The following is a 25,873-nucleotide window of genomic DNA, read 5'->3' as shown; positions in this document are numbered from 1 at the left end:
AATTAGCCGATAAGGACTTTATTATTTTCGTAGACTAACGATCCATTAGTCATCGTACCGTCTGTATTCTTTAATCCCTTCAGTTCTGAAGTTTTTCCTTTCTCCAAAAGACTCTTCATTTCTTTCTCATCGAGGAATACGCCATGTAGCGTTCGCCAAATCTTGAAGTCACATCCACGCGCATATTGACTACACTGAGCTACCTTATCGTATAACTGAACTTGACCTTCCGTACATTTAGGACATTTGATCTTCCCCTTTTGCTGGGGCTTCAATTCTTCATGCGCTATTGCCACTCTTAATTGCATTAACTCGGTTGTAATCTTCGCGGTGTAGTCTTTAATATGTTTCATAAACACATCATAACTCACCTTATTCGCGCGCATTTCCTCCAGCTTCTGTTCCCATTTACCTGTCAATGTAACCTTCGCAATCGAACGATCCTTGACTAAGAAATAAACAGCCAAGCCTTTTTCTGTAGGAATAAGTTTCTTTTTATCGCGTTTGATATAATCCCGCTGAAAAAGCGTCTCAATAGTCGCCGCACGTGTTGCTGGCGTTCCTAAACCACAGTCTTTCATCGCTTGACGCATTTCATCGTCCTCAATTTCTTTCCCCGAAGTCTCCATCGCTTTTAACAATGAAGCCTCAGTATGAATTGGTTTAGCTTTCGTGTGTCGCTCTGCTAATTCCAGCGTTAAGATCTCTAGTAATTCTTCCGCACTAAGCCTTGGGAGCTGCGCGTTTTCATTATCTTGATCGTCGGTATTCTTATCTTCATCTGGCGCCTCAACCTGATCAGCGGACAAACGCCATCCGTATTGTCGAATAACTGTTCCTTTGGCAATTAACTCCACTCCTGATGCATCAATCGTCACCGTTGTGATATCTTTCAAACAAACCTCTGAAAAACTCTCAACCATGCGCTTCGCAATCATATTATAGATATGCTGCTGATCCATAGGCATTGGACCTGGCTTCTCATCAGTAACCAACAAAGCATGGTGATCCGTAACTTTCTTATCATCTACTGATCGCTTATTCAACTTTGCTCCTACCAGATTCTTACTAATAACCGCAATGCTCTCCGTTGCCGTATTTGCTAAATGCTGAAACAATTCGTCGATTTTTTCAAAGACATCCTCTCCTATGTACCTTGATCCAGTACGTGGATAGGTAATCACCTTTTTCTCATAAAGCGTCTGTGCAATACTTAACGTCTGATCAGCCGAATAGCCATACTTCTTATTGGCATCCTGTTGAAGGGACGTCAAATCAAATAATAATGGAGGCGGTTCTTTCGTTTCTTTCGCTTCAACATTAACAACTTTCGCTTCATCACCAACTCGAATCTTTCCAATAGTCTCTTCAGCGACGTCTTTATTATCTAACCTATTTGAAGTCGCTTTAAACTGAATACCTTCTTTTTCAAACCCAGCCTGAATTTTATAAAATGCTTGTGGCTTAAAGTCCTTATTTTCTAAATAGCGAGAACAAATCATGGCTAGAGTCGGTGTCTGCACACGCCCTAACGAAAGCAGTCCCTTATTTCCAGCAGCTAATGTTAAAGCTTGGGTTGCATTAATACCAATTAGCCAATCTGATTCTGAACGCGAACGCGCAGACATATATAAACTGTCGTACGCTGTACCGTCTTTCAAATTCGCAAAGCCCTCTTTGATAGCTTTATCAGTCTGCGATGAAATCCATAGTCGTTTAAATGGAATATTCGATTTTAAATAATAGTAGATATTGCGAAAGATCAATTCGCCCTCACGTCCAGCATCCGTTGCTACAATAATTTCCTCTGCCTGCTCCAATAACCATTTGATAGTATTGAGCTGCTTTAAGGCACCCATATCGTCCTGCTGTTTGCCGTCCTTACGAACTTTCTTGACCTCCAAAGCAAACTCCTTCGGAATAATCGGCAAATTCTTCACCGACCAATTCAGAAAACCATAGGCCTGCGGCGTGCAAAGCTGTACCAAATGCCCAAAAGCATAGGTAAATGCATAACCATTCCCGGCAATATATCCATCTTTCACCTCCTTGGCGCCCATTACTCTTGCCAAATCCCGCGCAACGGAGGGTTTCTCTGCTATTACTACTTTCATTTTAGACATTAGACGTCTGGCCTTAGATACATCAAACGAAGCAAGATTCTGATTATTAGACAAGCATTGTAATTTGTGATACCGAGACTTCAATTCTCAGCCACACACACATGTCTAAAATCCCACTTCTATATACTAATCCAACGACGCTATCGAAATTCCTTTAATCTTTCTATATAAATCCACCGCGTAAACATCCGTCATTCCCGAAACATAGTCGAGTACGGCTCTAATCTTGGAGTACGTATCGTCTCGTTCAGAATGGAACTGTTCAGGCATCATAGCAACCACTTTTTTATCAAACATCGACTTATTGGTTTTTAGATAGGCTGGAACAAACTCTTCTAATAGCGCATTCATCACCTTAAAACCTGCAATTTCAATCTGTACGACCGTTGGCGCATTGTAGATTCGTTGTACCGAAATATCCGATATCAACTTCATATGAGCCACAATTTCTGGACTTAGTGCGTCCATCAGCGCTTTATCAAATGTCCCTTCCAGAAAATCAGCTTCCCGATCCACAAATAGCTGCGCACAGCCATTAATCAACGTATTGATGGCTTTTGCACGAAGCAATGATACCTTACTAGCGGTATCTGCTAAACTATCTAAACGTGCCCGAAGGTCCTCGCCTGCGCAAAGCGGCAATAATAAATCTTCAACTTCTTTATAGGAAAGAATCTTTAAATGATGCGCATCTTCCAAATCAATGATATTATAACAAATATCGTCAGCCGCCTCTACAAGATACACCAATGGATGACGCATATAACCTTTCGGATTATGCGGATCTTTAGCTATGCCAAGCTCCCTAGCAATCTGCTCAAATCCACCTTTCTCAGAGTCGAAAAAGCCATATTTTTTCCGGTGATGCGACCCTTTAACATGTCCATCGATTGCTGAACAAGGATATTTCACAATGGATGCTAGACTCGTATAAGTCAAAGCAAACCCTTTCGGATCTTTCCCATTAAAAGCATGCGTTAATATGCGTAAAGCATTTGCATTACCCTCGAAATGGGTTAAGTCTGCCCATTGTTCTTTGCTAACCATTTCCTGATATTTCAGTCCCTTACCGTCGGTGAAGAACGTCGAAATGGCAGCCTCTCCTGAATGACCAAAAGCTGGATTCCCAAGATCATGTGACAAACAAGCTGCAGAGATAATATTCCCCACTTCTTGAAGAAATGGCGCCTCTTGATCTATGTTGGGATGCTTCTTTTTCAAAAGGTTATATACAAGACGTCCTAATGAACGACCAACTGAAGCAACCTCCAAACTATGCGTTAGTCGGTTATGAACGAATACCACACCAGGAAGCGGAAACACCTGCGTTTTATTTTGTAATCGACGGAAAGGTGAGGAAAAGATCAAACGATCATAATCACGCTGAAACTCCGAGCGAGCATCAAAGTGTTCATTTTGCTCGCGATGTTCATACCCCCAGCGCTTTGCCGAAATTAACTGATTCCAATTCATTAAAAATACCAGATTTTGCTAGGCAAATATACATTTTTAAAACGGGAGCTTAGGACAGATCCCCCCTTTTTTGATAAATCATCCCGACCATCAAGTTGAGTAAATATAGCCCTTGCATTAGAATTAAAATCAAAAAAGAAATGCTAAAAAAACTCTCCATGCGCAGAAACATATCCATTAATGACTTCAGTTGTTGCGCATTCTCTTTTAGCTCTTCCATGCGAAGTGAGTAACGCACAGAAAGTGCATTCCATGTATAAAAGTTCAAGGATAAACATACGAAACAAATAAAATGCATAATCGACCAGCGATGTGAATACAATAAATGCTCGGTATATCGATATAAGGTGCTAAAGAGTACCGCAAAGAACGCTAGCGACAGCACTGTATCTTTTAAGGGAACGACCCATGTTGTTCCAAACTTCGGCTGAATAATAAAACTAGCTTCTGAACTGACCGAAAAAAAGCCAATTAAAATCAATAAAATCGCTATTGTAATGAAATAGGGATATATAGGTCTCATGACACTTATTTTCAATTAATTTACGAAAAATACAGAGGAAGCTCAAGTTTTTCTTTTGGCTAAGCATCGCTTTATTGTTATCTTTAGGCATAGAAATCCATCGCAAAATGACTGTTTATAAACTCCCCGAGAAAAAAGATTTTGAAAGCCAACTAAATGGCAAAAACACTCATCTTATCACCCTCACTAACCGTGCGGGTATGCAAGTAGCCTTAACAGATTATGGTGCGCGATTGGTTAGCGCTCTGGTTCCAGATAAGCATGGAGATCTTATCGATGTTGTCCTAGGCTTCTCGAGCGTCGAAGATTATTACACCGCTCAAGAACCTTATCATGGCGCAACTATTGGTAGATTTTGCAACCGTATTGCCAAGGGGACATTCACATTAAACGACAAATGCTATACGCTCGCCCAAAATAATGGTAGCAATAGTTTGCACGGTGGCCCCAATGGTTTCCACAACCGTGTATGGGACCGTCAAGTCAGCTTCAATAAAGTGGTTGATTTCTACTACACCTCGCCTGATGGCGAAGAAGGATTCCCTGGAGAACTTAAAACCAATGTGTCTTACGAACTTAGCAATGAGAATGAAATTATAATACATTTTCGAGCTTCCTCTGATGCTGAAACAATTATCAATTTCACCAATCATGCATTCTTCAACCTTAACGGAGAGGGAAACGGCGATGTATTAAACCATGAAGTATGTATTAAATCCGAAGAATTCATTCCTATCGACAAAAACCAAGTGCCAACTGGAGATATATCCCCTGTAGATGGAACTGCACTTGACTTTCGACAGCCTAAAAAAATTGTAGATTTTATCGATAGCCAAGATGAGCAGTTGTTAAATGCGGGCGGTTTCGATCATACATTTGTAAACAATCAGGAACCCAGTCAAGCAGTTGCTTCTGCGTATTCGAAAGAAAGCGGAATATTATTGGAAGTGTTTACGACAGAACCTGGCGTACACCTCTATGCGGGTAACTTCTTAGCCGATGATACCGGAAAATCCGGCCATAAATATCTGCGCTATGGTGGGCTTTGTTTCGAAGCGCAACATTATCCAGATAGTCCGAATCATGCAACGTTCCCTTCTGTAATTTTAAAGCCTGGAGAAGAATTTCAAAGCACTATCAAATTCAAGTTTAGCATAAAAAAGGAGGCATAAAAGCCTCCTTTTCTCTTCCCATAGCACTTCAATAAGCGCTATAAAACAATATTTCTTCTATGCTTTTAGCAAGTCTGCTAATGCCTTTTCTACTTTCTCAAATCCGAAAGACGCTTTTACTTCCGCAAACATTCGTTCGATCTGATCATTACACAGATTACCAATACTACCCTCATGCGTATGGTTCACTTCTTTACTTGGGTTAAAAGTACCCTCTTCAATTGCTAGACCAATATTTTTATACGCCTCACGAAAAGGTACACCTTTTAAAACCTCGTTGTTTACCACTTCAACGCTGAATAAGTAATCATATTTAGGGTCGTCCAATATATTATCTTTAATCGTAATATTTTGCAGCATATAGGTCGCAATCGCTAAACAGTCATTTAAAGACTGGAAAGCCGGGAATAAATTCTCCTTCAATAGTTGTAAATCGCGATGATAGCCCAAAGGCAAATTCGTCGTCATCATTGCGATTTCATTCGGCAAGGCTTGAATTTTATTACAACGGGAACGAATCAATTCAAAAACATCAGGATTTTTCTTGTGTGGCATAATGCTAGACCCTGTCGTTAAGTGCGCCGGGAACGAGATAAAACCAAAATTTTGATTGATAAATAAAGTCACGTCCATGGCGAACTTGGCTAAAGTTGCTGCAATCGAACTCATTGCTTGCGCTAAGATTCTTTCGGTCTTTCCACGCCCCATTTGAGCATAAACGACGTTATAATTTAAATCGTCAAAACCCAACAACTGCGTGGTCATTGTACGATTTAAAGGAAAAGAAGATCCATATCCTGCCGCTGAACCCAATGGATTTTTATTACAAATAGCCCATGCTGCCTTCAGCAATTGCAAATCATCAACTAAACTCTCTGCATATGCGCCAAACCAAAGACCAAATGACGAAGGCATTGCAATCTGTAAATGGGTATAACCCGGCATTAATACAGACTTATATTGATTACTCAGCAGGATCAATTGCCCGAATAGAACCTCCGTATTCTTGAAAATACTCTCGATCTCTGAACGAAAATATAATTTCAAGTCTACCAACACTTGATCGTTTCTAGAACGGCCTGAATGGATTTTCTTACCAGCGTCGCCGATACGTTGCGTTAACATCATTTCAACCTGGGAATGCACATCCTCTACCGAGTCCTCAATTTGAAACTTAGCGTCCAATACTTCTTGGTAAATGTTTTTCAGCTCCTTTTGAACAGCCGCTAAATCCTCTTCGGTCATCAAACCAATGCTACTAAGCATCTTGGTATGTGCCAGGGAACCCAAAACATCAGCACCCGCAAGTTGCAAATCCATCTCACGATCTCGCCCAACGGTAAAGGATTCTACAAACGAATCCACATCAATATTTTTTTGCCAAATCTTCATGATCAATCTTTTGTGTTGCAAAAATACCAATTAAACAGACAAAAAGCGGTAGTTTTTCCGATTGTTTTTCATTCGATAGACCAAGCCTTCCCGAGTCCATTTTCCCCACCCACATTGACTTAGACACAGTTTTCTAACTTAATCACAATAAAAACTTAATACCCACCTTCCCCCTAGCGACCTAATCTATACTAATTAAATAGAGTTAATTTATGTTAAATGAAACTAAGTAACCACTTACTTTTTTTTAAAAAACATCTTGTGAGGTCTGAATTAAAGCCCTATGTTTGTGATGTAAAGGGGAATGAAAAAAACAAATAGTGAGTAGAAACTCACGTTAATAACCACCTAGAAATACTAAACATGATAGACCCAAAAAGTCTTTAAACTTTAAAAATATTATTCTATCCAATTATAAACTAATTTTGATTTGAAGACTTGTCACTATGCCCACGACAAGTCTTTTTTTTTGTCTCATATTTTTTAGAACGCTCTAGACAGCTGATATCCTTTTCGCGATATTATTATCCCACATACGGAGTCTACTCAAGTTTACGTCGTTGTCACATTTTTGGGGTAAATACATTCTACATCCCTTTCAAACCCAATTCATACCCAATTCACTTCCCATTCAAATCCCCTTACCAACGGATATGCTATGGATGTAATAGGAGTCTGTAAAAGAATTGCTTCGAGTCAAGTTCGAACATCCATAGGATTACGATTATTTTATATAGTAATCCTATGAATATTGAAATCAGTTAACAAAGCATCTTTTTAAAAATCCTTATATTTGCGTTATTGGAAACGTAATGAAACGTTTTCGCATTCAATATCATTATGGGAACAGAAAGTAAAAGACAGCAACGATTCGCCGGCGTTATTCAGCAAGATTTAGCAGAAATGTTTCAGCGAGAAGGTAAATCGTGGGCTCCTGGTGCCTTTATTACCGTAACAAAAGTTCGTGTAACACCTGACTTATCCATTGCCCGCGTATTTTTAAGTTTCTTAAATACCAATACGGCAAAGGCTGATATTGATCATATCCGTACTAAAACCAACGAAATTCGCTACAAACTAGGTGGAAGAATCAAAAATCAAGCGCGCATTGTGCCGCAATTGGAATTCTTCTTAGATGACACCAATGAATATGTCGAACACATGGACAAGATCTTTGAGGAAATCAGCAAAGAACCCCGTCAACCAGAAGAATAATCGTTTATAAAGCATGCCATATTTACTGGATGAAGCTCAATTAGCTTTCCCACATCCTCGCCTAGCGGATGAAGATGGCTTGCTGGCCATTGGAGCCGACTTAAAGGAAGAACGTCTCCTGCTTGCTTATCAAAATGGAATATTCCCATGGTATGACGAGGATACGCCCATATTATGGTATTCCCCTCATGAACGTTTTGTTATTCCGAAGGGCGCGATAAAGATTTCCAAGAGTATGCGTCAGCTCATCCGTTCTAAAAGATTCCGAGTAAGCGTTAATGAGGCATTTCCACAAGTGATAGAACAGTGCGCACGTATTTCGCGCGATGGACAACAGGGTACTTGGATATTACCGGAGATGAAGGAATCTTATATATCCTTACATCATCAAGGATACGCGCATAGCATTGAAGTTTGGGAGGAAAACCAATTAGTTGGCGGACTATACGGAGTTCAAGTTGGGAAGGTATTTGGCGGTGAAAGTATGTTTTCTAAGACCTCAAACGCCTCTAAAATTGCCTTAATTAGTTTAGCTCAGGAATTTGATCTCGAAATGATTGACTGTCAAGTACATTCTGATCATCTAGAAAGCATGGGTGCAAAACTAATACCCCAAGCGGAGTTTTTAGCAATTATTCAACAACAAAAAATCAAAGCGCATGACTTTCAGCGAACACTTTAACTTATCACAGGAAATCTGCTATCTGAACAGTTCGGGAAATGGATTGATCTCAAAACGTAGCCTTCAATGGCGCCGTGATTGGGAGCAGCAGTTTTTCCTAGTTGAAACCGACTTACGTGATCAGCAAGCTTCATTCTTAGCAACGGTTAAGGAAACCATTGCGCGCGTGTTTCATGCAGAGGGGCACAAAATCTATTTGACGCCAAATTTCTCTTTTGCGTATTCTACATTAATTGACCGTTTACCGCGAGATTACAATTACTTGGCTATCGAAGGTGAATATCCTTCAATCCTGCACCCTATAATTACGCGCAATCTTTCGTACCATACGGTAAAAGCAGATCATCAAATTGAGGAAAACATTATTGCAGCACTACACGAAAAACATACAAATGTTTTAGTGATCAGTATTGTTCAATACATCAGTGGCCTAAAGGTTGACCCTAGTTTTTTTAAGCGATTAAAACAACAATTCCCAGATCTATTGATTCTTGCCGATGGGTCCCAATATTTAGGAACTGAAAACTTCTCCTTTACGGATTCAGGGATCGATGCTTTAGCATGTAGTGGATACAAGTGGTTATGTGCGGGCTTCGGCAATGGTTTTTTATTGATAAATAAAACGTTTCAAGCGCTACTGGATCAGCTGCTCGTCTCTATTCCAAAGCCGACTGCTGATTTCTGGAAAACAAAAAGTGTGCTAGACACGTTTTTTGAACCTGGACATGTAGACACCGTAAGCCAAGGAACACTACGTGAATCTTTAAGTTTATTTGAAGAATTAGGGTTTGAGTAAATTGCTAAACATATTGAAGTTCTTAGCGACGAAGCCTACAAATTATTGGAAGATCGCGGACTCCTATTACCTGAGATCGCCGCCCGTCAAGTACGATCGGCATTGATCAATATCCAGATTGACCAGTCTCTATACCCAGAACTAGTGGCCGCGGGTATTAAATGTTTCCCACGTGGAACAGGCATTCGAATTGGAATTCATTTATATAATGAACTTTCCGATATACATAGATTAATTGCGACTATAGATAAATTGAGATGAATTTTAAAATAGGAGATTTAGTTAGGTTTGTTGACGAACCTATCGAAGGGCACATTACTTCTTTTCTAGCGAACGGTCTAGTAGGAGTAACAGATGATACGGGATTTGAAATTCCGGTAATGCAGGATAAGATCACTTTGGTGCATGGTAACATGCGTATGGAAGAAGATGAAGAGCCTCAGCAGGTTAATTTGACAGCGAAGTTTATCGAAAAAGGAATTTTCCTTGCCTTAACTGGCGAACAGAAAGACGGATTAGTCAAATTCTTTATTGCGAATGAGACGAGTTATGAGTTGTTGGTCGCGGTAAAGGAAGTAATCGGAAATAAGTGCACGGGGATATACAATAATGTAATACCTGCACGCGAGTATAATCAAATTTATACCGCCAACTTTGCAAATATTAATAAATGGCCAAATCTAGAGTTTCAAATTCTTCGTACTTCAAGAAGACAGCATAATGAAGTTCCACCTATTGAAAAGACCATTAAAGTGAAAGCTTTAGATTTGATCAATTCAAAGGAACGCTCAGAGGTACTGCCCGATAAAGCTTGGTTGTATGAATTGGATAAGATTGAAGAAAATATAGGTCTAGATAAATTAAAGGCCCATTTTATTTCTCATCGACCAAAATAGAGCTTTATCGTAATTTGTAAAAAAGATATAATTTTCGAATCATTTGATTTCAGCAAGCGCTCGCTTGTCGAAAAGGATAAGTCTGATGTAGACTCGTTGTGAACCATGAAGTCAATGATTCGAAAATCTATTTAGTGACACCTCCCCGTACACATGCATATAAAATGCATCTTTCAAACAATCAAATAATCGCTGCAGAAGTCTTTTGATTGTTCACAAAAAGACATGATATTTTATTATTACGGTATTATATATCCTAAAACGATATTAAATCGCTACATTTGTAATTTACGATTACAAAAACAATGCGATTACCAACCATCACTCTTTCTCTTTCGCTACTTTTCTTTCCATTAATTATAAGGGCACAAACAACAACGATCGACACAAAACATTCAGACAAAAGTTTACTGATGGAAGAAATCAGCAACCGAATTGAACATGATTCAATTTTCTATATAAACTTGATGAATGCATTCAAGCAACTACAATTCAATTCCAATGAAAACCATCGAGGGGACACCTTAATTAAGGCTAAACAAGCGTCAGACTCATTCCAACAAGCCGAGTTCAAGGAAAAGATAAAAAAGCTAAAACTTTCAAATACCGCATTTCCGGTTGTACTTCATAAAGACACACTCTTCTATATACATACACGTATAGGTTCCTTTCTACCACAAGAGCGGGCATCCGCAATCTCCAATAAGATTTATGCCTTATACGATGCTGACAACTTTGACCCCAATCTACTAAGCATCGAAGTCAATGCGGAAGGACGAGATATTATTTATAATCAGCAAGAACATATCATATCTGTTAGTATACTTGACGCTATTTGGGAAGACAAAAGCACCGATGAACTTGCTCAGTCGTACGTAGAATCCATTCGCGCAGTTATCCAAAAAGAGCGGGAGGCATACAGCCTCTTCAATATTACAAAGCGTATTGGCCTTGTGATCCTTATTATCGTGTTAACGTCTAGCTTATTGCTGCTCATTAATAGATTTTTTGGATTTACAGCACGTAATATTGCCACTATCAAAGACCATATTATGAATGGCAAGGTTTTTCAAAAAGTAAAAGTATTACGTTCAAATCATGTAGAACAGGCATTGATACGCCTCAATAAGCTGTTGAAAATTATCGTTATATTTTTCAGTGTTTACCTTAGTCTTCCGCTATTATTTAGTGTTTTCCCAGAAACAAAAGCTTGGACAAGCACTTTGATCAAATTAATTTCAAATCCTTTAAACGCAATTCTTCGATCTTTTATTGATTATCTACCCAATCTATTTCGAGTCATTGTAATCTTCTTTCTATTTAAATATCTCGTCAGAATTGCTCGATATATCTTCCAAGAAATCCAACGAGAGAATATTCACTTTCGAGATTTTCATCCTGAATGGGCATTACCTACTTTTAAAATTGTCCAATTCGTATGCTATGCCTTTATGATGGTATTGATATTCCCGTACCTACCGGGTTCGAGCTCTCCAGCATTTAAAGGTATTACCGTATTCATTGGGGTATTGGTATCCTTAGGATCTTCGAATGCGATTGCCAATGTTGTGGCTGGTCTGGTCATTACCTATATGCGGCCATTTCAATTAGGAGATCGCGTAAAAATCGGAGATACGGTTGGTGATGTTCTAGAAAAGACCATGCTCGTCACAAGAATAAAGACCTGCAAGAATGAGGAAATTACAGTGCCCAATTCTATGGTTCTTTCAAGCAGTACAATCAATTATTCGAATCAGACGAAGCAGGAAAATAAAGGATTAATCATACATTATGTAGTAACTGTTGGCTATGACGTGCCGTGGGAAACAGTATATAGACTACTAATTGTTGCTGCACTCGCTAGCGATGGCATTGAAGAGTTACCGGAACCCTTCGTTCTTCAGACACAGTTAAACGACTTTAATATCTCCTATCAAATTAATGCCTATACAAGAAATGCAAATGTTCAAGCAGCGATATACAGCAGTTTACTAGAAAATATTCAAAAGGTGTTTCAAAACGTGGGCATTGAACTCCTTTCGCCAAATTATCATGTATTAAACCAGAAATGAAGCGCTCCCCCCTCCTTCGAATCAACTCAACAATCACGGAGAGATTGAATATGGCTTTACGCCTAAATAGTATTAATCTTTCTTCTCTGCTATCGTTCTCACACTAAAGCAAATCATGATAACGCCCACAAATATGACAAGCCATCCCCAACTCATTGTTACCGCTTTGGAAATTAAACCATCAATTAACTTTGTCCCGAAATAATTATTGATCTGAAAATATACGGCACCAAGCGCCAATATCATCCAGCCAAGAAGGACGTAGCTAGCGATCTGAAAGCCTCTCAACTTTCGCATAAAGAATAATAATACCGTTAACCCCAAAATACCCATGGTAATTAGAAAAAGAGACGTATCAACCTGGTAGAGGTTCCAGTCTTTTTTCAAAGGAATATTTAAAAAGGGACAGAATATTGAAGAAAGGAATACAACAATAAATCCTAGTAAAGCAAGTGGTTTTAGCAAAACTTTCATAAACTAAATTTTAGCAAAGATGAGCATTTCACAGATTAATTACTAGCGAAAATAGTGGGGCTTTTATGGAATTAATAACTTATACGCTGGTATTTTTATACCGAAAGGGCTATCCTAAACAGTGAAATAAGTCATTTATTATTCTTTAGCATTATGATTGTAATCACATTTTTCCAGCGGCATCTTTTTAACAGGCTTTATTTCAGTATTTTAACATTTATTTAACATTATTTATAATCGTTCTAAATTCGCTGTATTGACAGATTTTTGACATTTGACAGGATGTTTTAGTCTACATTTGCATAACAAAATTACTGGCGAAATATTAGGCTTTGAAGAATTTAAAAGTTATAGCGTTTACCCATAAACATGTCGATATAAAAGATTTGGGGAATTTGGTTATATGCAATGAGGAGTTGGATAGCCGCCTTATTAACCTTAAAAATAGTTTAGACATTTCAGAAATATTCTACATCGGTACATGTAACCGAGTTGAATTTGTATTCTATGGTGCGCATGAGCTAAATGATGATTTTGTAGTGCAGTTCTTAGATAAGATGAACTTCTGTGTTCCTGCCGAACGTATGCAATGCTATTTAGGTCAGGTAGATAGATACCAAGGCTTAGATGCATTAAACCACCTTTTCCGTACTTCATGTTCTTTAGAGAGTTTAGTTGTTGGCGAGAAAGAGATTTTAGCACAGATTCGTCGTGCGTATGATCGTTGTAGAGCAGCGGGCTTTACAGGTGACTTCCTTCGTTTAATGATGGATCGCTTAGTAAAAACAGCAAAAGAAGTTTATACTTACACCAATATTTCACGTAACCCAATTTCGGTTGTTTCATTAGCCTACAGGAAGCTTCGCGAGATTAAATTATCAGAAAACCCAAGAATTCTGGTTATCGGTTCAGGTGAAACAAATCAGAACTTAGCAAAATACCTTAAAAAACATAAGTACAGCAATTTCACTATCTTCAATAGAACGGTTGCCAACGCAGAATCTTTAGCTAAAGAATTGCAAGGACAAGCATTCCCATTGAGCGAATTGAAAGATTATAAAAAAGGTTTCGACGTTATGATTACCTGCACAGGTGCGCCTGAGGCAATTATTAATGAAGAACTATACGCTTCTTTGCTAAATGGCGAAGATGATAGAAAAGTAATCGTTGATTTAGCTGTTCCTAATGATATTGACGCAGCAGTTATTGCAAAATATCCTATTCAATATATCGAAGTGAGTAGCTTACAGCAAATCGCAGAGAAGAATATCCAAGAGCGATATGATGAATTGGAGAATGCTGAAGAAATTATCGCACAAAATATTAAAGAGTTCCTACCCATATTGAAACAACGTCGTGTTGAAGTTGCAATGAAACAGGTTCCTGAGAAGATCAAGGAAATCCGTTCAATGGCGATGACTGAGGTGTTTGCAAATGAAGTAGAACAACTTGATCCACAAGCTCGTGAGATTCTCAATAAGGTCATAAATTACATGGAGAAAAAATACATCAAAGTTCCTATGGTAATGGCTAAGGAGATTTTAGTAAAATCCGCAGAATCAGAGAGCAATTAGTCTTAAAATTTCTTAAATTATTCGGTATTCTGACATTAAAAGGGCGGAACTAATACCCTATTTTCCTTAACTTTGCAACCGAATCATTCATTTGTAAATCTTTGAACGTGAATAGAAAACTTACCATCGGTACCCGAGGCAGTGAATTGGCATTATGGCAAGCTAACTTTGTGAAGGACCGATTAGCAGAGATTGGTGTTCAGGCCGAACTAAAAATTATTAAAACTCAAGGCGATATCATTCAACATCTACGTTTGGATAAGCTAGAGGGCAAAGGATTCTTTACTAAGGAATTAGAAGAGGAATTGCTTTCTGGACAAATTGACCTAGCAGTACACTCGCATAAAGATCTTCCTACGGTAAATCCTCCAGGATTAATTATTGCTGCAGTATCTGATCGTGAAGATCCATCAGAGGTACTTATTATTCATAAAGATTGTGTGGATATTAGCAAACGTCTTTCTGTTAAGCATGCTGCAACAATCGGAACTTCATCAAACCGTAGAAAAGCGCAACTTTTATCTATACGTCCTGATTTAGAGTTTGATGATTTACGTGGTAATTTGCAAACGCGCGTTCAAAAATTGAGAGATGAGAAATATGATGCGATCATGCTAGCGAAAGCAGGTGTTAGTCGTATTAACATGGATCTTTCTGATTTTCATATTGAAGAATTATCACCAATTATGTTGGTGCCTGCTCCAGCGCAAGGGGTTTTAGCTATTCAGATTCGCGAAAACGACCAAGAGTTGTTTAATGCGCTTCAGGGCATAAACGATGCTGATGTAGCAGAGACTATCGCTGTAGAACGTAAAGTATTAAACTTATTCGATGCAGGATGCCATGCTCCACTTGGAAGCTACTGTCGTAAGAAAGATGGTGTTTTCCAATCTTGGACGTCCATTGCTGATGATAATGAGGATTTCCCTGATCGTGTATTTCTAGAGTCAGAGACTTCAGAAGGAATGGCAGAGAAAATTTTCTCCAAATACAACAAAGAAAGAAAGCTTCCTAAGTCTATTTTCATTACTCGTGATTTAGACGAGAACTCCTATTTAGCGCGTTCTTTGAAGAAACATAACATTGAAGTTGACGACCGTTCATTAATACGTATTTTCCCAACAATCAATAAATTAGATTCTTTTATTTTAAAACGTGCGGACTGGATATTCTTCAATAGTAGAAATGCCATTGAGCACTTCTTCAAATTGGATCCTTTAATTTTAAAGAAGACAAAGATTGCTGTATTGGGAAGAGGATCAGAAGAAACCCTACGTAAATTTAATAGAACAGCAGATTTCACGGGAGACCATTTAGGAATTAATACGGATGGTATTGGTTCTGAATTTGCTAAATTGGTAGATGGACAAACTGTTTTATTTCCACGTGCGGAAGGTTCGTTGCAAACGATTCGTAAAGCTTTAACCGAAAACACTAAAATCATCGATATGCCAATCTACGAAACGGTAATCGAAGAAGAGGTGGATAAGAGCAACGCAGATGTACTAATTTTCACTAGCCCAAGCAATGTGGAGGCCTACTTTCGAGAGAACTTGGTTGACCCTGGTCAGAAAATTATCTGTATTGGTAACAGTACCGCAAGCGCAATTGCCGAAATGGGATTAAAATACACGCTTCCTTACTCTCCTGATGAGATCGGATTGGCAGAAGCAATATTTGGATTAGACTATTAAAACAATAACATATAAGGGGGCATGCCCCCTTTCATATTAATTAATTATCATGTTACACCGTCCTAGAAGAAACAGAAAATCAGCAGTCGTTAGAGATATGATTCAAGAGAATCACTTATTCGCTGCTAACTTGATTTTCCCCTTGTTTATTGTAGATGGAGAAAACCAAAAGGTTGAAGTATCCTCTATGCCTGGAATTTACCGCTATTCTGTCGATAATTTGCTTCGCGAAGTGGAAAGCTGTATGAACCTTGGCCTAAAAGCCTTTGATTTATTTCCAGCCGTTGAGGAGTCTTTAAAAGATAAATATGCCACGGAAAGCTACCGTAAAGGAACTTTGTACTTGCGTGCTATCGAGGCGGTAAAACAAAGATTCCCTGAAGCTTGTATCGTAACAGATGTTGCTATGGATCCTTATAGCTCGGATGGTCACGACGGTATTGTCGAGAATGGTGAGATTCTAAACGATGAAACCTTAGAAGTTCTCGGAAAGATGGCACTTGCTCATGCGCAATCTGGCGCTGATATCATTGCTCCTTCTGACATGATGGATGGCCGCATTGGCTACCTTCGTGAAGTCTTGGATAACAATGGCTTCACCAATGTTTCATTGATGTCGTACACTGCAAAATATGCTTCCGCATATTATGGACCATTTAGAGATGCATTAGGCTCCGCGCCGAAGAAAGGTGATAAAAAAACTTATCAAATGAATCCTGCAAATAGTCGAGAAGCATTAATCGAAGCGCAATTAGATATGCAAGAAGGTGCTGACTTTTTAATGGTTAAACCTGGACTTCCTTATCTTGATATAATCAAATTACTTAACGACAACTTTGATTTACCAATCGCAGCCTATAACGTATCAGGCGAATACGCTATGTTAAAAGCCGCAATTGCAAATGGTTGGTTAAATGAACAAGTAATTTTAGAGACCTTAATGAGCTTTAAACGCGCCGGAGCAACGTCAATCCTAACTTACCATGCGAAGGAAGTGATTGAAAAAGGCTGGGTAAAATAGCTGATAAATCAATTAAATGGCTATTTTTGTAGGGCTTACAGAATAGCCTACTATCATTCTTTTGAATACAATGGAACACACAAGAATTAAAGACTTATTAAAATCGGAAGAATTCGGAAAAGAAGTAATCGTAAAAGGTTGGGTTCGTACTTTCCGTAATAATCAATTTATTGCAATCAATGATGGTTCAACCATCAATAATATACAGGCAGTAGTCGACTTCGAAAATACAGCTGATGAAATCTTAAAGCGCATAACAACAGGCGCAGCGGTTCGCGTACAAGGTGTTCTAGTAGAATCACAAGGTAAAGGACAACGCGTAGAAGTAAAAGCTACGGAGGTTTCAATTATTGGAGATTCTGACCCTGAGAAATACCCTCTGCAACCGAAGAAACACAGCTTAGAGTTCTTACGCGAAATCGCTCATTTACGTTTCCGTACAGGAACTTTCAATGCAGTTTTCAAAGTACGTAATGCTTTAGCATTTGCTGTGAATAAGTTCTTCAACGAAAGAGATTTCGTTTACATGCATACCCCTATTATCACAGGTTCGGATGCAGAAGGTGCTGGAGAGATGTTTCAAGTAACGACTTTAGATTTAAACAATCCCCCACGTACAGAATCTGGCGCAATTGACTTTAAAGAAGATTTCTTCGGTAAAGCAACAAACCTTACGGTTTCTGGTCAATTGGAAGGTGAATTAGCCGCGATGGCATTCGGAAATATATATACTTTCGGTCCAACGTTCCGTGCGGAGAATTCGAACACCACACGTCACCTTGCGGAATTCTGGATGATTGAACCAGAGATGGCTTTCTACGAATTAGAAGACAATATGGATCTTGCTGAAGATCTATTGAAATACGTCATCAGCTATGCACTAGAAAATTGCCCTGAAGAAATCGAGTTCTTAAAGAATCGCTTGTTGGAAGAAGAAAAATCTAAACCTCAAGCAGATCGCTCGGAACTTAACTTAATAGAAAAACTAAACTTCGTTATCGATAATGATTTCGAACGAGTAACTTATACTGAAGCAGTAGATATATTGCAGAAGAGCAAGCCTAACCAAAAGAAACAGTTTAAATACTTAATCGAAGGATGGGGAGCTGATCTTCAATCAGAACACGAGCGTTATTTAGTCGAGAAACACTTCAAAAAGCCTGTTATCTTAACTGACTACCCTAGAGAAATCAAGTCTTTCTATATGAAGCAGAATCCAGTGGACGCGCAAGGTAGAAATACTGTTCGTGCAATGGACATCTTATTCCCAGGTATCGGAGAGATGGTTGGCGGTTCTCAGCGTGAAGAAAACTTAGAAAAACTAATCACTAGAATGGGTGAAGTAGGAATTCCTACAGAAGAAATGGAGTGGTTCTTAGATACACGCCGCTTCGGATCTGTACCTCACTCTGGATTTGGTGTAGGATTTGAACGTTTAGTCTTATTCACTACAGGGATGACAAATATTCGTGACGTGATACCTTTCCCAAGAACACCAAAAAACGCAGAATTTTAATCTGCTTCAAGAAAATATCAAAAACCGTCAAAACAAACTAATTTTGACGGTTTTTGTTTTACTATAAAAAGAGAGCTAGTTTAATCTAATTTTATGCTACTAAAAATATACAACGATAACCCGAATCCGAAATCTATTCAGCAGGCTGTAGATATTCTCCGTAAAGGCGGTGTCATTATCTATCCTACGGATACCGTTTATGGTATAGGGTGTGATATCACCAATCAAAAGGCGATTGAAAGGGTATGTGCAATACGTGGCTTAAAACCAGATAAATCTAATCTATCTTTTATCTGTTATGATCTTACAGATATCTCACAGTATACCAAACCTTTTGATACGGCTGTGTTCCGTGTCTTGAAAAAAGCTCTCCCGGGACCTTTTACATTTATTTTCAATGCCAGTTCGCAAGTTCCTAAGCTTCTAAGCTCTAAGAAAAAGACCGTTGGTATACGTGTTCCGGACAACAATATCGTTCGTGAAATCGTAAAAGAACTTGGCAATCCAATCGTAACCACATCAATTCACGATGAAGATGAGATCATTGAATATTCTACTGATCCTGAATTAATATATGAAAAGTATCAGGAGAAAGTCGATCTAGTAATTGATGGTGGATATGGTGATAACGTAGCTTCGACTGTAGTTGATCTAACAAGTGGAGAATTCGAAATCATCAGGGAAGGTAAAGGAGATTTAAATCTTTATCTCTAAAGAACTGCTTCTGCTCTTTCTTTTATCGCTTGATTGAAAGCTTCAAAACCAGCCAATGTATTTCCATGTATCATTTTCTTAAGAAATGGAACAAGGATTCCAGTAAATATCTCTCCCTGAATTAATAGGGTCTGTTGATCTGATATTGCTTTCAAAATAAAGTAATGCTCCCCATCAAAGATACCATTAAGTCCTAAACGACCTTTCCATCGAAGCTCTTCATTCAGATCTATTTTCAAGAAAATAGGATTCATTTTAATCGCTGTACCACCAGGCTGCTGTAAACTTACTTGCCTCCTTTTCCCAACAACTGGGACACCCTCAAAGAATCGAATCGTTGGACTCCATGATGGATAGGATTTAAAGTCGCTCAATATATTCCAAATTGCCTTAGCAGACTTATTAATCAGTACATGTGTTTCTATAATTTCTTTCATACAATAAAGATAGTAGCTGTATTTTCAACGCCACTTGACATTTATCAAGAAGATTTTTTAGTAAATTAAGGGAAAGAAACAGACTATGAGTACAATAATAGATAGCATATTACAGAAAGTAACACATGCATTTTCAAGCTTAGATTGTATAGAAGGTATCGTTCTTGGCGGATCTAGAGCAACGGGAACATTCAACAAAGACTCTGATATAGATATTGGATTATATTATCAACCACATTGCATTGACTACGAATTACTCAACGATATAGCCAGCTTGCTCGATGATCAAAAGAGAGATTCACTTATCGGAAAAGAAGGTGACTGGGGTCAATGGGTAAACTTCGGCGCTTGGTTACAAATTGATGGACATGCCGTAGACTTAATCTTTCGAGACATTGGACGAGTCGAAAATATAATCGATCAAACTAATGCGGGTATCTTCTCCAATAATTACCATGTCGGACATCCTCACGCCTATCTAAGCTATATGTATCGTGGAGAATTGGCAACCTGCAATATACTGTATTCTAAAAATCAGCAATTCAACGATCTTAAAACGATTGCTCAGCAGTATCCTGACAATTTACAGGCTTCAATTATACAGTTCTATCTTTTTGAAGCCGATTTCAGCCTAAAACTTGCGAAAAAAGCTAAACTTTCTGGAGATCAATATTACCTCAATGGACTAATATTCCGAGTCGTATCCGCTCTCAATCAAGTCATATTTGCTAAAAACAAAATTTACTTCTTGAACGAAAAGAATGCCGTACTAAGAATTGACAGTTTTGAGTTTGCCCCTAGTATGTATCAAGTACGAATTAATGAAGTGTTTGAAAAACTTTACGAAAAGGAGCCCGTCAGCTTTAAAATTCTAGAGGAGTTATCCGCAGATGTGCAGAACCTCATATCATTTTATTAATTACTAATTATCCCTTACTTCTTATCCTAGAGAGTGTCTCCGGACTCATGCCTAAGACGGAAGCTATATATTGAAGCGGAACTTGATTGAAAAGATCTTTCTGTTGTTCAAAATATTGCCGATAGCGTTCCTCTGCTGAAAGTGCAATAAAGTTAAAGATACGTTGCTCTAGCACCATAAAGCACTTTGCAATAAAACGTTTCTCCAATATATTCCAATCTGGAATCTCGCCCTCTATGGTTTGATAATCCTTCTTGTTCAACGTAAAAAGCTCTACTGAAGTTAACGCATCAATACTCCATTTGGCTTCCTGATCAAATAGAAAGGACGCCAAATCGGTGACAAAATACCCCTGCCCTCCTATCCATTGGGTCACTTCTTTATCCGGAGTTTGCCTAAAAACCCGACAATATCCAGCCTGAATAAAGCTCATCTTTTCACATTTCTTCCCTTCCTCTAAATACAATTCGTTCTTTTCTAAACGCTCTCGCCTAAACTTGCTCAATATTAAATCAGCCTGCTTATCAGAAAGGTCAAACATTTGAAATAAGGAAGCTTTAAAGTCCATTTTTCTAGGATTGGATTTTCAATTTTCTACGCCGTTCGTAAATATAAGCCGCATTGAACACTAATATAGCCAACATAATCATAGAAAATGCCACAATTTGCTGTGTGTTGATAGGTTCTCGGTAATAAAAAACTGCCAAGAAGAAACTGATGATTGGGTTTAAATACATTAATATTCCAACGACTGAGGAATCTAATCCCTTCAATGCGAAGATATTCATGAATAAGGGAATAATGGTATACCCAACAGCAATCACAAATACGAGTCCATAGAATTCAGGAGTCTTGACACTGCTAGTGTCGACGATACCTAAAAGTGGTAATAGGAGAAACATACTCACTACGATATGTATCGTTAGTGAAAAAAACTTATCAATCTGGAAACTATTCTTTTGTAAGATAAGGTAGATTGCATACGATAGGGCAATCATCATGCTATAGAATAGATCCATAAAATGACCATACGCTAAAATAATACAACTAACTGCGGCTATAAATACTGCCAACCATTGCCCATTATTAAGCCTCTCATTTAAGAATAGACTGGCGAGTATAGTTGTTAAGATCGGACAGATAAGATACGCTAAAGAGGTTGCATTTACACTGATAGCATTCATTACGTAGATAAATGAAAACCAGTTAAACGCTAGGAATATAGCAGACGAAACGACGTTTATAAGCAATTTCGTTTTTCGACTACGATCTAAGGTTTTGATATAATGGATACTCGCTAAAGTTTGTTTCCTACGGAACAAAAAACAAGCAATTACAATTGAAATGGCTGCAAAAATTACCCGATGAATAAGAATATCGAGCGCTCCGAATGCTCCGAGTGGCTTTAAGACCAAGGCAAAAGTGCCCCAAATAACAAAACCCAGCAAAGCTGACGTATAGTACTTCATAAATCGAAAATACAGTAATAGTAGAACTAAAGGATAACAAACTCTTCGATCACGACCTGACCTACATATTCATTGACGCGACCGATAATCTGACGGCGCATTATTGCTAATTCATTCTTTATAACTGCAGACTCTACTTTGACGAATAACTTTCTGTCGCGAATATAGATTTGTTGGGTTCGGTTGGCGATCGCAGCACCAATTAACTCTGGCCAAGCGGATATAATCGAAGTCTCGTCAAATTTACGGCGTAAGCGATAAACATCAAGTAACTTCTCAACTGCTTGTTTGATTGTGATGTCGTCACTTCGTCTAAATGAATCGTCGCTATATTTCGCCATGAACCTGTCCTCCTTCAACTTCAAAGATACGAATAGGTTTACCAATTTCTTTAAAAATACGCTGTATTCTGAAGGAATCTGTGTCTGTTAAAAAGATTTGTCCGAACTCGTCTTCAGAAACCAATTTCATTAACTTTTTCGTCCGCTGATCATCCAATTTATCAAAGATATCATCAAGTAACAATAGCGGTTTAAATTGCTTTCTGTTCTTCAAAAATGCATATTGAGCAAGCTTCAGAGCGATTAAAAAAGACTTCTGCTGACCCTGCGAACCGAATTTCTTAAGCGGCATCCCTTCATGAATACTAAATAGCAAATCATCCTTATGAATACCTACCGTAGTACGTTCCAACGCACGATCCTTATCTAGTTGAGAACTCAACAAATCCATAAAGTCGTTCGTCAGTAACTGTGATTCGTAAATCAAACTAACCTGTTCGGCATCATCAGAAAGAAATTGATAATAGCGTTGAAATTCTGGCAAGAATTCATTCATAAATTCGCGTCGTCTTGCGAAGATCTTCTCCCCACTATCAACTAATTGCATATTGAGAACTTCCAAAAGTCCAATATCGAAAACACCAGTTTCCCGGATGTTTTTCAATACGGTATTCCTTTGCAATAAGATTCGATTGTAATTAATGAGGTAATCTAGATAATGATTATCTGTTTGAGAAATCACATTATCGACAAACTTGCGACGCTCCTCACTCCCATCCATAATAATAAAGGAATCATTAGGGGATATCATCACTAACGGAAATTGTCCGATATGATCAGCAAGGCGCCCGTACTCTTTCTTATTCTTCTTAAACTGTTTTTTCTGGTTCTTCTTCAAACTGCAAGAGACCTGATCGCACATCAATTCTCGATCAAACTCTCCTTGAACCATAAACCAATCTTCCCCCTTCTTAATATGCTGCGAATCAATCGGATTGAAATATGATTTACAGAGCGAAAGATAGTGAATAGCATCTAGCAGATTTGTCTTCCCTGCGCCGTTTTGCCCCGTAAAGGCATTCGTAGCTGGAAGAAATTCTAAGGTAGATTCCGTATAGTTTTTAAAATTTAAAACAGAAAGGTGTTTGAGCCACATAGCAACACAAAGATAGGCTTTTTATGTTGCTCTATCTTACTTTACCTCTTCAAAATCGATAAACTCGCCCGCGGTAGCAGTCCCTTTTTTAGGTGCATCCTTTGTTGGAGTAAATTCGACTTTCACTTTCCCATCAGTACGCTTTTCGCGTTCATTATAAGTTCTGAACGGATCACCATAAGATTGTTGAAAAGGACCCTCATTCGCATACTGTTGTTGCTTATTCATTAATCGCTCTGTCAGCTTTCGCATGAAGAACGGCATCAACAAACGCATACCAAACTTGAATAAGTAGTAAAATAAAATAATCGATATAAGGAAATAGATAAATGTCATTTCTAATGCTTTTTACCAAATTTAAAAAAATATTGGTTTCAAACTAAATACAATTGTCAGACTAATATCAGTTAACAAATTTTTACGATTTGCATCTAGCCTCTTCAATCGCGTTAAAAAGCTCTTGCGGATGTTGAGAACCAATTACGTAGATTAATCCGTCACGATCAGTTAACCAAACAGCATCTTTACCTCCTGAGTAAAATCTAATTTTCCCATTCTTATGCAAATTATACACGGGATTATTAAAAATAAAGGAAGAATAACGCCTTTTCTCTACTTTAACGACCGAGCTCAAATCAATTTTTACAACGGAAGTCGTCCATAAGCCACTAAGCAAAATATGTGTAGGAAACACCTTCGTTCTATAACTTATCATATAAAGCATAATAATAGAAACGATTAGAATACCTCCACCAACAATAAAGAACAACTGTCGCGAGAGTACATGTTCCAAATTGATATAGTAGGCAATAAAGCAGAACAATGCTAGAATTAATCGAACGCTAATCCAAGTCATATCTCTACCTAAATACTGCTTCTCCTTAAATAGTAATTGTTCCTCCATGCTTCCTATTTGAATACTAAAGTAAGTACTTTCTTTGTATTTTCAGTCACTTTATACCGATTATCTAAGCGATGATTAATCACCCAAATGATCTCAGCATTACCATTTACCAAAAGTGCAATACGCTTCTTTTCAAAACGATCAATTTTCTGCTGTATAAAGAAATCACTAAGTTTCTTACGCCCTTTCATTCCGAACGGAACAAAAACATCGCCCGATTGCCAGTTGCGAATCGTTAATGGATAAACTAGCAAATCGGCATCGATATGAACGCGATCACTTTCTTTACTGAATTCAACTTCGCCAATCGAACATGTCAACGAAGCATTTCCAATTTGAATAGATGTATCGCCTTTCTCAATTTTTATATCCAATTCTACATCGCTGTCCTTCGCTTGTAGAATTAGTGTATCTCGATCTAATAGAAGTTCATGACTTGGCGACTCAAATAACTGTCCCATACCTCGCATAAAACAATCTTGAAGATCAATCAAAATCTCCCTATTAAAACCATAAGGCTTAAACAATTCAAACAGTAAATAACTGTCATTGATATAATTCCCTAAAGCATCTTTTACAATCACTGTTCGCGCTGTCTCTTCTTGAAAAATTTGAGAACGAATCGCGTCAACCTGTCGTTTTATGAACAGATAACTATCTTCAAAATGCTTAATATTTTGAACCATGATGGACTCAAAGTCTGGTTGTATCTCTTTGAATTTTGGAATAATGGACAGACGAACTTTATTTCTTGCATACTTTGTCGAGAAATTCGACTGATCATCCCTATAGGGAACATTGTATTCGCTTACAGTCTTCTCCACTTCTTCAGCCGTTAAACAACGTAGTGGTCGAACGATAGGGTCCCTTTTAGGTGCAATTCCCAATAGTCCTTGTAGTCCTGTTGAACGCGTCAGGTTTAACAGCGCCGTTTCGATGTGATCATTTAGATGTTGAGCAACGCATACAACCTGACAAGCTTCTTCGCGCATCAGCTCTTCAAACCAAGCATAACGTAAAGATCGAGCCGCCATTTGGATAGACTCTTTATGCTTTTTGGCGTAAGCTTCCGTCTCGAAGTGTTTTACAAAAAAGGGGTATCCCAATTCTGCGGCATAGTCGCGAACAAGCGCCTCATCTAAATCAGACTCCGCCCCTCGCAAATTAAAATTACAATGTGCAATGATGCAATTATAGCCTAAATCATGAAACAAGCAAGCCATCAACATCGAGTCTTTACCCCCACTCACAGCCAACAGAATCTTATCTGATGCATCGAGCAGGTGCTCCTCTTTAATAAAGCTTTTTAACTTATTGATGGTTGCCATAAATCAAAAATAAGCATTCCATTTCTTGACCGCTAATTTCAA

Annotated in this window: 25 protein-coding genes; 12 read left to right on the top strand and 13 right to left on the bottom strand. The window is 38.3% G+C overall.

All coding sequences use genetic code 11. The features are described 5' to 3' along the window. Nucleotides 1-2 precede the first annotated feature (2 nt). The 3 genes from GFH32_RS02835 to GFH32_RS02825 form a co-directional block, all read right to left on the bottom strand. A complete protein-coding gene (locus tag GFH32_RS02835) occupies nucleotides 3-2,114 on the bottom strand; it encodes a type IA DNA topoisomerase (protein WP_153509635.1) in 2,112 nt (703 codons plus the stop codon). A 135-nt stretch (nucleotides 2,115-2,249) separates the two neighbouring features. Next, nucleotides 2,250-3,596, bottom strand: coding sequence for a deoxyguanosinetriphosphate triphosphohydrolase (locus GFH32_RS02830; RefSeq protein WP_153509634.1), 1,347 nt, complete (start codon nucleotides 3,594-3,596; stop codon nucleotides 2,250-2,252). A 49-nt stretch (nucleotides 3,597-3,645) separates the two neighbouring features. Beyond that, the gene (locus GFH32_RS02825) at nucleotides 3,646-4,119 is read right to left on the bottom strand and encodes a hypothetical protein (RefSeq protein ID WP_153509633.1); all 474 of its coding nucleotides are present in this window, start codon (nucleotides 4,117-4,119) and stop codon (nucleotides 3,646-3,648) included. Between the two features lie 107 nt (nucleotides 4,120-4,226). On the opposite strand from GFH32_RS02825, the gene GFH32_RS02820 reads away from it, so the two are divergent. Then, nucleotides 4,227-5,291 (top strand): aldose epimerase family protein, encoded by a 1,065-nt coding sequence (locus GFH32_RS02820; RefSeq protein WP_153509632.1) that lies wholly within the window; start codon nucleotides 4,227-4,229, stop codon nucleotides 5,289-5,291. A gap of 57 nt (nucleotides 5,292-5,348) precedes the next feature. Here GFH32_RS02820 and argH read toward each other — a convergent pair whose 3' ends face one another. Next, a complete protein-coding gene (gene argH, locus GFH32_RS02815) occupies nucleotides 5,349-6,683 on the bottom strand; it encodes an argininosuccinate lyase (protein WP_153509631.1) in 1,335 nt (444 codons plus the stop codon). 840 nt (nucleotides 6,684-7,523) lie between these two features. Here argH and rbfA point away from each other — a divergent pair. The 5 genes from rbfA (at nucleotide 7,524) to GFH32_RS02790 (ending at nucleotide 12,344) form a co-directional block, all read left to right on the top strand. Continuing rightward, nucleotides 7,524-7,898 carry a 30S ribosome-binding factor RbfA gene (gene rbfA, locus GFH32_RS02810; protein ID WP_153509630.1) on the top strand — a complete coding sequence of 125 codons (375 nt, stop codon included), beginning with the start codon at nucleotides 7,524-7,526 and terminating at the stop codon, nucleotides 7,896-7,898. Between the two features lie 13 nt (nucleotides 7,899-7,911). Continuing rightward, entirely contained in the window at nucleotides 7,912-8,580 is a 669-nt protein-coding gene (gene aat, locus GFH32_RS02805; RefSeq protein WP_153509629.1) for a leucyl/phenylalanyl-tRNA--protein transferase, read from the top strand. Beyond that, entirely contained in the window at nucleotides 8,558-9,376 is an 819-nt protein-coding gene (locus GFH32_RS02800) for an aminotransferase class V-fold PLP-dependent enzyme (protein WP_153509628.1), read from the top strand. The genes aat and GFH32_RS02800 overlap by 23 nt, the downstream gene beginning before the upstream one ends. Nucleotides 9,377-9,633: 257 nt before the next feature. Next, nucleotides 9,634-10,272, top strand: a complete 639-nt coding sequence (locus tag GFH32_RS02795; RefSeq protein WP_153509627.1) for a hypothetical protein — start codon at nucleotides 9,634-9,636, stop codon at nucleotides 10,270-10,272. 305 nt (nucleotides 10,273-10,577) lie between these two features. Next, the gene (locus tag GFH32_RS02790) at nucleotides 10,578-12,344 is read left to right on the top strand and encodes a mechanosensitive ion channel family protein (RefSeq protein ID WP_153509626.1); all 1,767 of its coding nucleotides are present in this window, start codon (nucleotides 10,578-10,580) and stop codon (nucleotides 12,342-12,344) included. A gap of 72 nt (nucleotides 12,345-12,416) precedes the next feature. On the opposite strand, the gene GFH32_RS02785 is transcribed toward GFH32_RS02790, so the two are convergent. Next, a complete protein-coding gene (locus GFH32_RS02785) occupies nucleotides 12,417-12,818 on the bottom strand; it encodes a hypothetical protein (protein ID WP_153509625.1) in 402 nt (133 codons plus the stop codon). 332 nt (nucleotides 12,819-13,150) lie between these two features. On the opposite strand from GFH32_RS02785, the gene hemA reads away from it, so the two are divergent. From hemA to GFH32_RS02760, 5 genes are all read left to right on the top strand, one after another. Next, nucleotides 13,151-14,392 (top strand): glutamyl-tRNA reductase, encoded by a 1,242-nt coding sequence (gene hemA / locus GFH32_RS02780; protein ID WP_153509624.1) that lies wholly within the window; start codon nucleotides 13,151-13,153, stop codon nucleotides 14,390-14,392. Between the two features lie 107 nt (nucleotides 14,393-14,499). After that, the gene (hemC, locus tag GFH32_RS02775; RefSeq protein ID WP_153509623.1) at nucleotides 14,500-16,086 is read left to right on the top strand and encodes a hydroxymethylbilane synthase; all 1,587 of its coding nucleotides are present in this window, start codon (nucleotides 14,500-14,502) and stop codon (nucleotides 16,084-16,086) included. 49 nt (nucleotides 16,087-16,135) lie between these two features. Beyond that, nucleotides 16,136-17,107 (top strand): porphobilinogen synthase, encoded by a 972-nt coding sequence (hemB, locus tag GFH32_RS02770; protein ID WP_153509622.1) that lies wholly within the window; start codon nucleotides 16,136-16,138, stop codon nucleotides 17,105-17,107. 70 nt (nucleotides 17,108-17,177) lie between these two features. Beyond that, entirely contained in the window at nucleotides 17,178-18,623 is a 1,446-nt protein-coding gene (gene asnS / locus GFH32_RS02765; RefSeq protein WP_153509621.1) for an asparagine--tRNA ligase, read from the top strand. Between the two features lie 93 nt (nucleotides 18,624-18,716). Continuing rightward, nucleotides 18,717-19,337 (top strand): L-threonylcarbamoyladenylate synthase, encoded by a 621-nt coding sequence (locus GFH32_RS02760; protein WP_153509620.1) that lies wholly within the window; start codon nucleotides 18,717-18,719, stop codon nucleotides 19,335-19,337. Here GFH32_RS02760 and GFH32_RS02755 read toward each other — a convergent pair. After that, nucleotides 19,334-19,774 (bottom strand): SRPBCC domain-containing protein, encoded by a 441-nt coding sequence (locus GFH32_RS02755; RefSeq protein WP_153509619.1) that lies wholly within the window; start codon nucleotides 19,772-19,774, stop codon nucleotides 19,334-19,336. The two genes, GFH32_RS02760 and GFH32_RS02755, sit on opposite strands and share 4 nt — an antisense overlap. Before the next feature lie 85 nt (nucleotides 19,775-19,859). On the opposite strand from GFH32_RS02755, the gene GFH32_RS02750 reads away from it, so the two are divergent. After that, nucleotides 19,860-20,693, top strand: a complete 834-nt coding sequence (locus GFH32_RS02750) for a nucleotidyltransferase domain-containing protein (RefSeq protein ID WP_153509618.1) — start codon at nucleotides 19,860-19,862, stop codon at nucleotides 20,691-20,693. Nucleotides 20,694-20,700: 7 nt separating this feature from the next. On the opposite strand, the gene GFH32_RS02745 is transcribed toward GFH32_RS02750, so the two are convergent. The 7 genes from GFH32_RS02745 to tilS form a co-directional block, all read right to left on the bottom strand. After that, nucleotides 20,701-21,261, bottom strand: coding sequence for a Crp/Fnr family transcriptional regulator (locus GFH32_RS02745; protein WP_153509617.1), 561 nt, complete (start codon nucleotides 21,259-21,261; stop codon nucleotides 20,701-20,703). Nucleotides 21,262-21,265: 4 nt separating this feature from the next. Next, nucleotides 21,266-22,162: an EamA family transporter gene (locus GFH32_RS02740; RefSeq protein ID WP_153509616.1), complete on the bottom strand. Its 897-nt coding sequence runs from the start codon at nucleotides 22,160-22,162 to the stop codon at nucleotides 21,266-21,268. Between the two features lie 26 nt (nucleotides 22,163-22,188). Further along, on the bottom strand, nucleotides 22,189-22,503 hold the full coding sequence (locus GFH32_RS02735) for a DUF721 domain-containing protein (protein WP_153509615.1): 315 nt from the start codon (nucleotides 22,501-22,503) through the stop codon (nucleotides 22,189-22,191). Next, nucleotides 22,490-23,599 (bottom strand): DNA replication/repair protein RecF, encoded by a 1,110-nt coding sequence (gene recF, locus GFH32_RS02730; protein WP_153509614.1) that lies wholly within the window; start codon nucleotides 23,597-23,599, stop codon nucleotides 22,490-22,492. Before recF ends, GFH32_RS02735 begins: the two co-directional genes overlap by 14 nt. Nucleotides 23,600-23,635: 36 nt before the next feature. Continuing rightward, nucleotides 23,636-23,935: a DUF4834 family protein gene (locus GFH32_RS02725; RefSeq protein ID WP_153509613.1), complete on the bottom strand. Its 300-nt coding sequence runs from the start codon at nucleotides 23,933-23,935 to the stop codon at nucleotides 23,636-23,638. Between the two features lie 82 nt (nucleotides 23,936-24,017). After that, on the bottom strand, nucleotides 24,018-24,503 hold the full coding sequence (locus tag GFH32_RS02720) for a hypothetical protein (RefSeq protein WP_153509612.1): 486 nt from the start codon (nucleotides 24,501-24,503) through the stop codon (nucleotides 24,018-24,020). A 5-nt stretch (nucleotides 24,504-24,508) separates the two neighbouring features. Beyond that, nucleotides 24,509-25,831: a tRNA lysidine(34) synthetase TilS gene (gene tilS, locus GFH32_RS02715; protein WP_153509611.1), complete on the bottom strand. Its 1,323-nt coding sequence runs from the start codon at nucleotides 25,829-25,831 to the stop codon at nucleotides 24,509-24,511. Between the last annotated feature and the right edge of the window lie 42 nt (nucleotides 25,832-25,873).

Source organism: Sphingobacteruim zhuxiongii (assembly GCF_009557615.1).
GTDB classification, from domain to species: Bacteria; Bacteroidota; Bacteroidia; order Sphingobacteriales; family Sphingobacteriaceae; genus Sphingobacterium; species Sphingobacterium zhuxiongii.
Note: the sequence above shows the minus strand (reverse complement) of the source record. Positions and strands in the feature narration are given on the sequence as shown.